Here is a 12690-nt window from a genome sequence, read left to right as displayed (position 1 = left end):
GGTAGAAAATGAATGAACTTATGAATGAAATCCAGCAACACTCGACGTTGCGCTAAGAAAACGCTAAAACACGCTTAAAGTTACGTCATCTCTTAGATGTCTATATATTTTGCCTCCAGAAGGAGCGATATACTTCATATAGACCAAGCTGTTTATTAGGTCTTGTTCCTGCTAAGTGGTCGATAGTGCGTCAAAAATTATTGATGGATAGATGTCTATACAATTCCTATTTGGAGCGAATTGGAATACCCCCGTGTGGGGGTATTCTGCCTCTCCCAAAATTGACGTACGAGTCTTGTAGGGAAATTACGGGCGTACCACTATATGCGTCGTACGCTGCATTTAAGCGGGTGAAAGGTGGTTATAAAATGCCTGCGCGTGAATGTTACATGTCATAAGTTATAGGCGTTTACATGGCAGAGGTTGGTGCTTTTCGCAACCGGAACTGTCCAGGATGTTCCGAAGAGGGTGGGGTGCAGGGCTAGAAGAGGGCGGATTCGACGATCAGCATGAGGGCTGCAGAGATGGCCACAATGATGACGATGCGGTTGAGCAGTTTCCTATCTATAAATCGGTTGAGGTAGTTCGCTGCGATAAGTCCAATGACAATAAGGGGGAAATAGGCCGCCGCAGCGGTTACTTGGGTGCTGCTGATCTGTCCATTGAGGGTCAAAATTATAAGAGAAATTAAGGTTCCGAGGACGAAGGTGCCCGCCAAAGTGCCGCGGGTACGGTTCGGATCAAAACGCTTCATAATCAACGCCATGGGCGGGCCGCCTATGGAAGTGGAGGTGCCCAGGATGCCGGAGGCTACGCCGGCGATGAGCGTATTGAGGGTGGTCGGCCGCGGGCTCCATCCCAAACTGGATAGGGTCATGGCAAAGAGTACGGCGCAACCGATGAAGATGGATAATCCATCAGGGGACAGACTCGCGATTGCCCAAGCGCCTATTAAGGAACCGGGGATGCGGGCAAGAGAAGAGATTCCCACCACGCGCCAAGAAGTCTCGCGGTAGGAGCGCGATAGCGTATAGCTAGAAATGCACAACGCGAGCAGCAGAATGAGCGTGGGTAGCAGCTCAGGTCGAATGAGCGCGATGATGGGCGTGGCAATGGTCCCTAAACCAAAACCGATGGCGCCCTGAGTGATGGTGCCGGCAAGGATGAGGAGGCCGATGAAGATATAGGACCATGCGTCCGCGGAGATTCCCAGAAACATAACGAGTGCTAAGTGTATCTGGGCTCAATCCTGCCGACTAAACCTAGGAAAGGCGAGCTGTCACTTTCTCATTGGAGGCGATTTCCTCCAACCGCTCTGCTGGGCACACGCCGGCAACGATGACGGCGGAACCTCCCGCGGCGAGGGGCTCGAGCACGGCGCGGGAAAAAGACTCATTATCAGACCAGCCGGTAGATAGCAGGCGCTCGGCGCTCGCAGGAGTATTGACGAGTTGCGGCAGTGGCTGGGTTTCACCAAAGTACTGATCGCCGTAGAAGCGCACGGTAGGGCCGAAATCAATAGCGCCAGTGGGTAGATCGCCGCCGGATTCTACGACGCCGCGGCCAAAGGGGTCCTCGCTGATGAGCACGATATCGGCTTGGGGTTGACGATCATGGGCGGCGGGGTAGCGGGAGGGGGAGGTAAAGACGACGTCGGCAAGCGCGGCAGACTCGCCAAAGCTATAGGAAGGGCCGGAGGCGAGCGCACCCAAGGCCACAACGGCCGCTTGCCACGAGGAGGGCAGATCGATGGCAATGGTGGAATCTGCCTCTAGGTCGAGCTCTTCTTCCAGCATATTGGCGATCTTCGCTACCCAATTGTCGAGCGTTTGCCCGGAAAAATCCATGCGTGCGCCGGTGGTCTCGTTATATACGGTAAGGCGCGGAGAGGCGGCATCGGCATGCAAAAGATGGGCGAGTAGTTCCATACTCGCCCATCGTAGGGGAGAAGTGCTAGTTCACGCAGCGCGGGCCATCGCCACCGGCGTCGATTTCTGGGGAAACCTTGGCGGTACCGAAGTCATCGCCCGGGGTGCCTACCGGCTGGCTGGACTTGTCTTCCTCCGGCTCTTGGGCGCTGGCCTCCTTATCGGAGGGGCCCTGGTAGTCATCGGTAGCCACGACGATGAGGGTGTCATTATCGAGCTGCGGGTTCTCTGCCACCGGCAGGCCACCCAGTTTCTTGGCTAGGGCTTTCGCCTCCTTGCTCGTCGGATCAGCGGCTACCACTTGCGACTCACTGTAGATGCCCGGTTGCGCGTTAGCGGAGCGCTCTACCGTATAGCCCTTGCCCTCAAGCCAAGAGCCGATGCCGGAAGCTAGGCCGTCAATATTGCCGGCGTTGAGGACGTGGATATTGATATTAGCATCGACGTCCTTGTCCTTGTCCGCCTTTTTCTGCTTGTCCTTATCCTCGGCCTTGGCCTCATCGGTGGCTTCATCGTGGGACTTAGCCAAATCGTCCATGAAACGGTGAACCTCGGCGGCGTCGATAGTGACGATAGATTCGCCATAATCGCCCTGGCCGTCGATGGAGGTAACAGGGATGGTGGTGAAGGTGACATTGCCGCCTGCCAGGCCGGCAAGCTGGGTAACAAAGCCCATAATGTCCCAGCCCTCATCGATGACTACGGAGCGTTCCACCGCCTTGGCAATCTTGGAAAGCTTGGAGGGATTAGCCAGGGTGTCATTGTCCAAGATCTTATTGACCAGGGAAGCCATAAAAGCCTGCTGGCGCACGATGCGGTCGAGGTCGCCGCGCGGCAGGTTGTAGCGCTGGCGCACAAAGGCTAGGGCCTTGGCGCCATCGAGGGTCTGCTTGCCCTTGCTGAACTTAGCGCCAGACATATCGTCATTGACGTCATCATTGAGGCAGACTTCGACACCATCGACGGCGTCGGTAAGCAGGGTAAAGCCCAGCAGGCCCACCTCCGCGTAGTGGTCGATGGACGCACCGGTCAAGGACCGCACCATGGCCAATAACCCTTCGCGGCCGGCCTCGACGCCCTGCTTTTCGATGTCCTTATCCGAGTGCGGCTTCTTTTTGCCCTTTGCTTCTGCCTCTGCGTTTTCCTGCTTGAGCTCGTCCACCTTGGCGTTCTTGTGAGAGGCGAAGACAGCATTCATCTTCATATTGCCGTACTCCGGATCCTTAACATAGGTATCGCGCGGAATGGACACGGCGGTAGCACGGGAACCATCCTCCGGAACGCGGATGAGCATCATGGTGTCGGTATTTTCCTCACCATCGGCCACGCCGGCGTGCAGGTCTGCTAGTTCCTTATCGGAGAGGGGATCGCCCTTAGCATCGGTGCGCGAATCCTTGCCCACCAGCAAGATATCCACCGCGCCATCGAGCGAGTCACCGGAAAGTCCCTTGCCGCCTAAGGACAAGTCCTTGGCAGAAGACATACCATTATCAAGCCGGCCGACGGTGGCATAACCCACGCCAGATACCACCAGGATCAGGGCGGATAGCAGGGCTACGATCGTCTTTATGGCCGTGGAACCTTTTTGCTTTACCGCACTAGCGGCAGAGGGCGCCGGCTGAATGGTGCGCGCCCGGCGAGTGTTCTCAGAAGTCACAAGTGGAGGCTTTCTAGATTGGTGGGGATCTGGAGACAGTTTAGGGCAGAACGTTAAAAAATTAGTGATCCGCGTCCGATTTCGCGTGTTCGGGCAGTGTCCCTGCCCAGCGCGAGGAGTGCTTGTGACTAAGCTCGTGGCCATTGTGACTACTCCAACTCAACTCCCACTGGCCGTGATCACCGTGACTTATAGTCCCGGACAATACCTCGGTAGTTTTTTAGACTCCCTGCCGAGTGCGTACGCCCGCGGCACCAAGGTGGTGCTTGCGGATAATGGCTCTACCGACGGTGTTCCCGAGGCTGCCGCCCGCGAGCGCGCCGGGGTAGATTTCCTCGATACCGGCGGGAATATCGGCTATGGCGCTGGCATGAACGCCGGTGCCCGCTTCGCCCGCGAGCGCGGCGGAGTAGATGAGGAATTTTTCCTGATTTCCAACCCGGACGTTGCCTTTAGACCGGGATCTATCGATCGGCTCATCGAGTGTGCCCGCAAATGGCCGGACGCTGCGGCCGTGGGCCCGCGCATAGTAGAGCCGGACGGCACCAATTACCCCTCTGCCCGTGCCGTGCCTACCGTCGCCACCGGCATTGGGCACGCCCTCTTTTCCTCGATCTGGCCCTCTAATCCGTGGTCGCGCGCTTATCGCAATGAAACCGATATGACTACGCAGCGGCCGGCTGGTTGGTTATCTGGTTCCTGCCTTCTTGTGCGTTGGGAGGCTTTTGAAGCCATCGGCGGATTTGATGAGCGTTACTTCATGTACCTCGAAGACGTAGATCTAGGCGATCGCTTCGCGCGTGCCGGCTACCAAAACATTTTCTGCCCAGAAGCAGTCATCAGTCACGCCAAGGGGCATTCCACACAAGCGCACGCCGGCGCCATGCTACGCGCTCACCATGACTCCGCCTACCGCTTCCAAGCAGACCGCCACCCCGCCTGGTGGCAGGCCCCATTGCGTGGTGCACTGTGGCTGGGGCTGCGGGTGCGTGGGTTAATTGCCTCGGCATCGGCAGGTTCTTAGGCCGCGGTGCGCGTGCCGTTGACCTAGATTGCGCTTTTAAGCTCTACACTGTCCCTCAGAAAATCACCGAATAAAACTGTCTGCATACATAAGGAAGACTATGACTGAAGCAGTCACCACCCACGGTGCCAGCACGGATGCAGTGATTCTCGTTGGCGGTCGCGGTACCCGCCTGCGTCCACTAACCATCGGTACACCGAAGCCGATGCTGCCGACGGCCAACTATCCGTTCCTGCAGCATCTTCTCGCCCGCATCAAGGCCGCCGGCATCGAGCACGTGGTCATGTCTACCTCATATAAGGCTGAGGTCTTTGAGGAGTACTTCGGCGACGGTTCGGACCTAGGCCTGGAGATCGAGTACGTGGTGGAAGAGACCGCACTCGGTACCGGCGGCGGTATCCGCAATGTCTACGACAAGCTGCGCAATGACACCGTCATGGTCTTCAACGGCGATGTGCTGTCCGGCATGGACCTGGAGGGAATCCTCACCACGCACCATGACAAGGACGCCGATGTCACCATGCATCTGCTCAACGTGGCTGATCCTCGTGCCTTCGGCTGCGTGCCTACCGATTCCAATGGTCGGGTAACCGCCTTCTTGGAAAAGACTGAGGACCCGCCGACCAACCAGATCAACGCCGGCTGCTACGTATTCAAGCGTTCGGTCATCGAGTCTATTCCGGCCGATCGTGTCGTCTCTGTCGAGCGCGAGACTTTCCCGGGACTGCTGGCAGAGGGTCGCCTCGTTGTCGGTCACGTGGACAACTCCTACTGGCGCGACATGGGCCGCCCAGATGACTTCACTCGCGGATCGTCGGACTTGGTGCGCGGCATTGCGCCTTCCCCGCTGATTGAAGGCAAGACCGGCGAGTCCTTGGTGGATCCTTCGGCCGGCATCGCTGGTGGCGTGCTGCTGCTGTCCGGTACTGCCGTGGGCCGTGGTTCCGAGGTAGGCGCCGGATCTCGCCTCGAGGGCACCGTCGTCTTCGATGGCGTACGCATTGAGCCAGGTGCCATCATTCATAACTCCATTATTGCCTCCGGCGCACATATTGGCGCCAACGCGGTCATTGAAAACTGCGTCATTGGCGAGGGCGCCCACATTGGAGCGCGCTGCGAGCTTCTCGACGGCATGCGTGTCTTCCCCGGCGTTTCCATCCCGGACGCTGGAGTGCGTTTTAGCTCCGATGCTTAACGCTCCTGCCGTGGGCTAGGAACTGCGATAAGTCCAACCAGGACAGGCCGAACTGAGGAAAATGCGTCTTTGGTTCGGCCTTTTTCATGCGGAATTACTCAGTCCGTCCTTCTGAGGTTGCCACCATAATGCGAAATCTGTGCAGCGTTGCTGAGTACGTAGATCCCTTCTTTGAGAGATTGTGCGCGCGACACGCCGGAATTTTCTGAAAATTGTTGACAGAAAAACGGGGTGCCACTACATGTAGTACCCCCTACCTATACCCCCGGTGGGGAGTAGTTGTTACAGATGTGACGCGTGGGGATCGTGTGCTGCGTTTTTGCCGAAAAGTGCGAAGAAGCCGCTAATTCGGGTTGACGATATTTAGTGATCCGGTGTGAAATTACATCAGTGAAAGAAACAGCGGCCGACGCCGTTACTTCCACACCGGCCCAGCGGGGTTACCCAAAGGGAATGTGGTGTACGGTCGGTTGCACTGATTAGAATTACCCAACCTCGGAGAAAGGAAAAGGCGTGGACAAAATGGCTAATAACAACGCCATTCTCCGTGGCGGTGCTGCTGCAGAGATGTCACTCGATGAACTCTTCGGTGCCGTCGAGCAGGAGTGGCAGGACCAAGCGCTGTGCGCGCAGACGGACCCTGAAGCATTCTTCCCTGAAAAGGGAGGTTCTACCCGTGAGGCTAAGCGCATTTGCCAGGCCTGCGCGGTGCGTGATGAATGCTTGGAGTACGCGTTGGAGCACGACGAGCGCTTCGGTATTTGGGGCGGGCTATCGGACCGTGAGCGCCGCCGCCTCAAGCGCGAGATTGGATAATTAAGGTGTCCAGAAAGGCCCCGGGCAAGCACATGACGTGCGGCCCAGGGCCTTTCTGCTGGGTCATATCGTGAAGGTGGCTACCAGCTATAGCGTGGATCCACTTCCTCCGGGTCCAAGTTGAGATAATTCGCCACGAGCGCGGTAATAACCGTACCTAGAAGCTCGGAACGCTCGGACGGGGTGGAAGCGCGCTGCTCGATGGGCATGCGGAAAATGACCAACCGGGCGCGCGTGGGGTGGCCGGCGGAGTCTACGCCGGCAGGAACCACGCGCCCGAGGGGGACCGGCCCATCGGCGATAATCTCATCCGGGAGCACGGTCATATCGGGTGAGAGCCGCATGCGCGGAATGGTGTCTACGGCTAGGTCGAGGCCACGCAATTGCGGGGCGAAGGAGTTTTGGATGGGGGCATAGGCCTCCAAGACGGCCATGTCGAAGTGCTCGCGCGCGCTGCGGTAGCGCGGAGTCTGCTGGGGGAGGAGGGGTCCGCGCATGCCGTGGCCGTGTCGGTCGCGGGCGGGGCGGATGTGCGGGCGAGCGGCGGTCATGCCCTGATTCTAAGGCGCAGGTGGTCTGGATTTAGCGGAGCCACGCCGGGGCGAAGACTATCTAAATCTCAACTAAGGGTTTAGACTTATGCGCTGTGACTATTTCTCGCCATTGCTCCCGCCCAGGCTGCGGCCGCCCCGCCGTGGCGACATTGACCTATGCGTACGCGGACCAGACGGCCGTGGTCGGCCCGCTGGCGGAAGAAGAGAACCCGCACAGTTGGGACCTGTGCGCCACGCACCGCGATCGCATCTCGGCTCCGGTGGGCTGGGAGCTGGTGCGCGTCGATCGCATCGAGCTGGATGAGGAAGACGATCTGATGGCCCTGGCAGAAGCGGTCAAGGAAGACGGCCGCGTGACCACCGGCTTGGTCGATGACGGTAGCGCCGGTTCGGGGGCAGACCCTATCGACTATTCCGCGACCTTTGATGGCGCTGACCCAGCTAATTCGAATCACCCGGTCTTTCGTACCCGTCGCGTGGCTTATGCCAAAAAGGCCCGCCGTGCCCACCTTTCGGTTGTACCCGATGAAATAACGCCGGCGGAATCGGAACTGGACTGACACGGACCCCGCAGTGCAGTAGTTTCCCTGCGGGCGAGAGTACTATTGCTGGGTATGCGAACTCGTGAGCAGCTTGATGCAGTAATTAAGGCCTATGACGTCCGTGGCGTGGTGGGCGAAGACATCGATGAACACTTCGTGCGCGATACGGGCGCTGCGTTTGCCGCCATCTTGCGTGAGGAAGGCGAAAATACCGTGGCCGTCGGCCACGATATGCGTCCCTCCTCACCGTCTTTGGCGCGCGCCTTCGCTGAGGGTGTGACCTCGCAGGGCCTCAATGTGACCCTGTTGGGGCTGACCTCTACCGACGAGCTTTACTACGCCGCTGGTTCCCTGGAGTGCGCGGGCGCTATGTTTACCGCCTCCCACAACCCAGCCAAGTACAACGGAATTAAGCTCTGTCGTGCCGGCGCAGTGCCTGTGGGCCAGGAGACTGGTTTGGGGAAGATTAAGCAGATGCTTATTGAAGGCACCCCTGAGTACACCGGCACTGAAGGTGCGATTGCAGAGCAGGAGATTCTGGCTGGCTATGCGGACTTCCTACGCAAGCTGGTGCCGTTGGAGGATTCCAAGCCTCTCGTCGTGGCTGTAGATGCCGCCAATGGTATGGGTGGCCACACCGTGCCGGCTGTCTTCGATGGCCTGCCTTTCGAGGTTCGTGATTTGTACTTCGAACTTGACGGTACCTTCCCGAACCACGAGGCTAATCCGCTGGACCCGAAGAACCTGGTGGATCTGCAGAAGTTCACCGTGGAGCAGAAAGCCGATATTGGCTTGGCTTTTGATGGTGATGCGGACCGCTGCTTCGTCGTGGATGAAAAAGGCCAGCCTGTTTCCCCGTCTGCCATTTGCGCGTTGGTGGCAGGACGCTACTTGGATAAGTTCCCCGGCGCTACCATCATCCACAACTTGATTACCTCTAAGACCGTGCCGGAGCTCATCAAGGAAAAGGGCGGCACCCCAGTGCGCACCCGCGTGGGTCACTCCTTCATTAAGGCGCAGATGGCTGAGCACAAGGCCGCCTTCGGCGGTGAGCACTCCGCGCACTATTACTTCCAGGAGTTCTGGAATGCTGATTCCGGCATGCTTGCCGCTATGCACGTGCTGGCAACGCTCGGACAGTCCGATAAGCCGCTAAGCGAGCTCATGGCAGAATACTCCCGCTATGAAGCCTCTGGTGAGATCAATTCCACCGTGGAGGATCAGAAAGCCGCTACCCAGGCAGTGCTGGATGAGCTGGCGGATAAAATTGAGTCCGTCGATGAGCTGGATGGTGTGACCGTCGAGCTCAAGGGAACCGAGGCATGGTTTAACGTACGCGCCTCCAATACGGAACCGCTGCTACGCCTCAACGTAGAGGCAAAGACCGCCGACGAAGTTCAGGCCATCGTCGACGAAGTCCTCGCCATCATCCGCCGTTAAACCTCGGCGCGCGAGTGGGAGACCATGTCCTCCCACTCCACGAACTTCTTGCGTTCGCGGCCCTCGCGTTCGCCCAGTGCGCGCTCGGCCGCGTCTAAACGCTGCCAGTCTTGCCACGTCAAGTATTCGATTCCCCGCTCGCTAAGGACCTCGGTGATATCTGCGTCGCTGGAAGGGGAGGGGAGGGTGCCGGAGGCGGCGTCGGCAAGCAGCATGCCAATCGTTTCCGTGGCATCGGACTTGGTATTGCCAATGAGCCCCACTGGCCCGCGCTTAATCCATCCGGTGGTGTACAGGCCCGGAACTACCTTGCCGGCCGCATCGATGACATGGCCACCATCGTTATTGATGACGTTTTTGTCCTGGTTGAAGGGCACGCCATCGACCGCATCGGAGCGGTAGCCGGTGGCGAAATAGACCGCCTGCGCCGGCCATTCGGTGAACTTCCCGGTACCGTGCACGCTGCCATCCCCATTAAGGGCGGTGCGCTCGGTCTTAATCCCGCTGACTTTGCCGTCCTTACCCATGATCTCCACCGGCTGCTCAAAAAGGTGAATCTGCAGGGTGTGCGGTGCCTTTTTCGGATCTCGAATGGCGTACTGCTCGAGCACCTGGCACACCAAGTCAGTGGACTTGCTTTCTTGGCGCGCGGCCAGCGAAGCCTCGTCATAGTCAATGTCCTCCGGGGAAACCACGACATTAATGGACTCGGAATGGTCCAGCTCCTTGAGCTCCTGCGGGGTGAACTTGGCCTGCGCCGGGCCGCGGCGGCCGAAGACGCGCACGGTCTCGGCCTGGTTCTGGGCCAGGGAATCGTAGACATTATCGGGGATTTCGGTCACCTTGAGCTCGTCACCAGTCTTGGCCAGGATGCGGGAGACATCAAGGCCCACGTTACCCACGCCGATGACTGCGACCTCTGTGGCGGAAAGATCCCAATTGCGCTCGAAGCGCGGGTTGCCATCGTAGAAGCCCACGAACTCGCCGGCACCATGCACGCCGTCGAGGTCCGCGCCGGGGATATCGCGGTGGCGGTCGCCCACGGCGCCGGTGGCAAAGACCACGGCATCATAATGCTGCTGCAGCTCATCGACGGTGATATCCCGGCCGATGTGCACGTTGGTCAGCAGGCGAATCTGCTCCGTATCGAGTACGCGGTGGAGGGATTTAATGATGCCTTTAATGCGCGGATGGTCCGGTGCTACGCCGTAACGGATGAGGCCAAAGGGGGCGGGCATCTGCTCAATGAGGTCAATCTGTACCTCACCACCGGTCTTTTTTACCAAGATGTCGGAGGCATAGATGCCGGCTGGACCGGCACCGATCACGGCTACTTTTAAGGGCTGATTCATGTTGTGCGAAGGCCTTTCTCTTTCTCGCGGGGCTAGACCGCTGGGTTCATTTTCTTAGCTTTATCTTTCTGGCAATTGAACCGTCTGGTCTAGATTGCGGCAAGGCTAAGAATTAGTTTCTAAAATTATTCTGACTTTTGCGCAGGTTATGGCGATTTTTTACTTGAAAATAAAAAAGACCGCTTTGTCTGTCTGATTTAGACGGGTAGGTTGTCTTTCAATACTTAGGAAAGGCAGGTTGAGATCTACACCATGACCACCGCGACTAATACCAAGCGCACTCCCCGCGCCAAGAAGCCCGAAGGCCAATGGAAGATTGACGGTACCAAGCCCCTCAATAACGATGAGGTAATTAAGCAGGAGGATGGTGGGCTTTCTGCCAAGCAGCGCGTCATCGATATCTATTCCAAGCAAGGATTTTCCTCGATCCCTTCTGATGACCTAGCTCCTCGGTTCAAGTGGTTGGGCCTTTATACCCAGCGCAACCAAAACTTGGGCGGTGAGATGACCGCCAAGCTTTCTAACGCTGAGCTGCAGGATGAGTACTTCATGATGCGCGTGCGCTTCGATGGTGGCCGCGCCGATCCCGCCAAGCTGCGCGCTGTGGGTGAGATCTCGCGTGATTATGCCCGCTCTACCGCGGACTTCACGGACCGCCAAAATATCCAGCTGCATTGGATTCGTATCGAGGATGTGCCCACCATCTGGGACAAGCTTGAGTCGGTGGGGCTGAGCACGCTTATGGGGTGCGGCGACGTGCCCCGCGTTATCCTGGGCTCGCCTGTCGCGGGCGTGGCAGAAGATGAAATTATTGACGCCACCCCGGCCATTGAAGAGATCAAAAATAACTATCTGCCGCGTGAGGAGTTCCATAACCTACCGCGCAAATTCAAAACCGCCATCTCTGGCAACTCCCGTCAAGACGTCACACACGAGATACAAGACGTCGCATTCGTAGGCGTGAACCATCCAGAGTACGGCCCTGGATTCGATTGCTTTGTTGGCGGAGGCCTTTCTACTAACCCGATGCTCTCGCAGTCCCTCGGCGCCTGGGTTCCCCTAGAACGCGTGCCTGAGGTGTGGGCCGGTGTGGTCGGCATCTTCCGTGACTACGGCTTCCGCCGTAATCGAAACCGAGCCCGCCTGAAGTTCTTGGTGGCTAAGTGGGGCATTGAAAAGTTCCGCCAGGTGTTGGAAGAGGAATACCTAGATGAGCCGCTGCTGGATGGCGTCCCGTTGGAAGTCGAGCCCGGCTCTCGCGATCATCTTGGCGTGCACCGCCAAAAGGACGGCAAGTTCTACGTGGGCGTGAAGCCTACCGTGGGCCATGCCACCGGCGAACAGCTCATCGCTATCGCAGACGTGGCTGAGAAATTTGGGATTAGCCGTATTCGCACTACCCCGATGAAAGAGCTGCTTTTCCTCGACGTCGATGAAGAGGACATCCCGAGCCTATCCCGTGCGCTCGACGAGACCGGACTGTATTCCCAGCCATCCGAGTTTCGCCGTGGCGTCATTTCCTGCACCGGGCTGGAGTTTTGCAAGCTCGCGCACGTGACCACCAAGGCCCGCGCCATCGAGTTGGTGGACATCCTGGAAGACACCCTGGGTGATCTGGATGTGCCGATTTCCATCGCGCTTAACGGCTGCCCCAACGCCTGTGCGCGTTCACAGGTAGCAGACATTGGCCTGAAGGGGCAGATCGTCACTGATTCCGAGGGCAACCGCGTCGAGGGTTTCCAGGTCCATCTAGGCGGCGCCCTTGGCCTGTCTCCGGACTGGGGCCGCAAGCTGCGTGGCCACAAGGTCGTGGCCGATGAGGTGCCCGAGTACGTCATCCGCTTGGTCAACAAATACAAGGAGCAGCGCGAGGAAGGTGAGCAGTTCCGCCACTGGGTTTTGCGCGCAGCTGAGGAGGACTTGCAGTGAATTTTCGCCGCCAGCCCAATCCCAACCGCAACCATCCCAGCTTCTGCCCATATTGCGCCGGAACCGACCTCTTTCCGGATGAGGAAGACGACTTTGCCTGGAAATGCCAGGAATGCTTGCGGATTTTCTCCGTGCGTTTCCACGGCCAGGACGATGCCCCGGTAGTCCCTGCACCGGCCGTGTCCTCCAACGAAGCACTGAAGCGCTCGCTTGCCCGCCGCGGCCATACCACGGCGCTAAAGGCTTAAGGATG

The 12690-nt window shown here is 58.3% G+C and carries 12 protein-coding genes; 7 read left to right on the top strand and 5 right to left on the bottom strand.

Annotated elements, in window-relative coordinates; translation table 11 throughout:
* Positions 1-481: 481 nt before the first annotated feature.
* The 3 genes from I6I12_RS09840 to I6I12_RS09830 are packed head-to-tail and all read right to left on the bottom strand — an operon-like array spanning position 482 to position 3585.
* Positions 482-1219, bottom strand: a complete 738-nt coding sequence (locus I6I12_RS09840) for a sulfite exporter TauE/SafE family protein (RefSeq protein WP_049359436.1) — start codon at positions 1217-1219, stop codon at positions 482-484.
* Between the two features lie 43 nt (positions 1220-1262).
* Positions 1263-1928 (bottom strand): TIGR03089 family protein, encoded by a 666-nt coding sequence (locus I6I12_RS09835; RefSeq protein ID WP_200288089.1) that lies wholly within the window; start codon positions 1926-1928, stop codon positions 1263-1265.
* A gap of 25 nt (positions 1929-1953) precedes the next feature.
* Positions 1954-3585 (bottom strand): LCP family protein, encoded by a 1632-nt coding sequence (locus I6I12_RS09830; RefSeq protein ID WP_200288087.1) that lies wholly within the window; start codon positions 3583-3585, stop codon positions 1954-1956.
* Between the two features lie 124 nt (positions 3586-3709).
* Between I6I12_RS09830 and I6I12_RS09825 the strand changes: the two genes are divergently transcribed.
* The 3 genes from I6I12_RS09825 to I6I12_RS09815 all read left to right on the top strand — a co-directional run bounded on the left by I6I12_RS09825 (position 3710) and on the right by I6I12_RS09815 (position 6620).
* Positions 3710-4609 (top strand): glycosyltransferase family 2 protein, encoded by a 900-nt coding sequence (locus I6I12_RS09825; protein ID WP_023020759.1) that lies wholly within the window; start codon positions 3710-3712, stop codon positions 4607-4609.
* A 100-nt stretch (positions 4610-4709) separates the two neighbouring features.
* Positions 4710-5804, top strand: coding sequence for a mannose-1-phosphate guanylyltransferase (manB, locus tag I6I12_RS09820; protein WP_023020760.1), 1095 nt, complete (start codon positions 4710-4712; stop codon positions 5802-5804).
* Between the two features lie 567 nt (positions 5805-6371).
* Entirely contained in the window at positions 6372-6620 is a 249-nt protein-coding gene (locus I6I12_RS09815) for a WhiB family transcriptional regulator (protein WP_005528147.1), read from the top strand.
* An 80-nt stretch (positions 6621-6700) separates the two neighbouring features.
* Here the strand turns inward: I6I12_RS09815 and I6I12_RS09810 are convergent, their stop codons facing one another.
* On the bottom strand, positions 6701-7171 hold the full coding sequence (locus I6I12_RS09810; RefSeq protein WP_023020761.1) for a metallopeptidase family protein: 471 nt from the start codon (positions 7169-7171) through the stop codon (positions 6701-6703).
* Between the two features lie 143 nt (positions 7172-7314).
* On the opposite strand from I6I12_RS09810, the gene I6I12_RS09805 reads away from it, so the two are divergent.
* Positions 7315-7734, top strand: a complete 420-nt coding sequence (locus tag I6I12_RS09805) for a DUF3499 domain-containing protein (protein WP_034656272.1) — start codon at positions 7315-7317, stop codon at positions 7732-7734.
* A 54-nt stretch (positions 7735-7788) separates the two neighbouring features.
* Positions 7789-9156, top strand: coding sequence for a phosphomannomutase/phosphoglucomutase (locus tag I6I12_RS09800; protein WP_200288085.1), 1368 nt, complete (start codon positions 7789-7791; stop codon positions 9154-9156).
* On the opposite strand, the gene I6I12_RS09795 is transcribed toward I6I12_RS09800, so the two are convergent.
* Entirely contained in the window at positions 9153-10508 is a 1356-nt protein-coding gene (locus I6I12_RS09795) for an FAD-dependent oxidoreductase (RefSeq protein WP_023020764.1), read from the bottom strand. The genes I6I12_RS09800 and I6I12_RS09795 overlap by 4 nt on opposite strands.
* A 252-nt stretch (positions 10509-10760) precedes the next feature.
* Between I6I12_RS09795 and I6I12_RS09790 the strand changes: the two genes are divergently transcribed.
* Together I6I12_RS09790 and I6I12_RS09785 are read left to right on the top strand one after the other, a co-directional pair.
* Positions 10761-12437, top strand: a complete 1677-nt coding sequence (locus I6I12_RS09790) for a nitrite/sulfite reductase (RefSeq protein WP_200288083.1) — start codon at positions 10761-10763, stop codon at positions 12435-12437.
* Complete coding sequence (locus I6I12_RS09785) at positions 12434-12685, top strand: hypothetical protein (protein ID WP_200288081.1); 252 nt, start codon at positions 12434-12436, stop codon at positions 12683-12685. Before I6I12_RS09790 ends, I6I12_RS09785 begins: the two co-directional genes overlap by 4 nt.
* Positions 12686-12690: the final 5 nt, after the last annotated feature.

It is taken from the genome of Corynebacterium kefirresidentii, assembly GCF_016599755.1.
Taxonomy (GTDB): domain Bacteria; phylum Actinomycetota; class Actinomycetes; order Mycobacteriales; family Mycobacteriaceae; genus Corynebacterium; species Corynebacterium kefirresidentii.
Note: the sequence above shows the minus strand (reverse complement) of the source record. Positions and strands in the feature narration are given on the sequence as shown.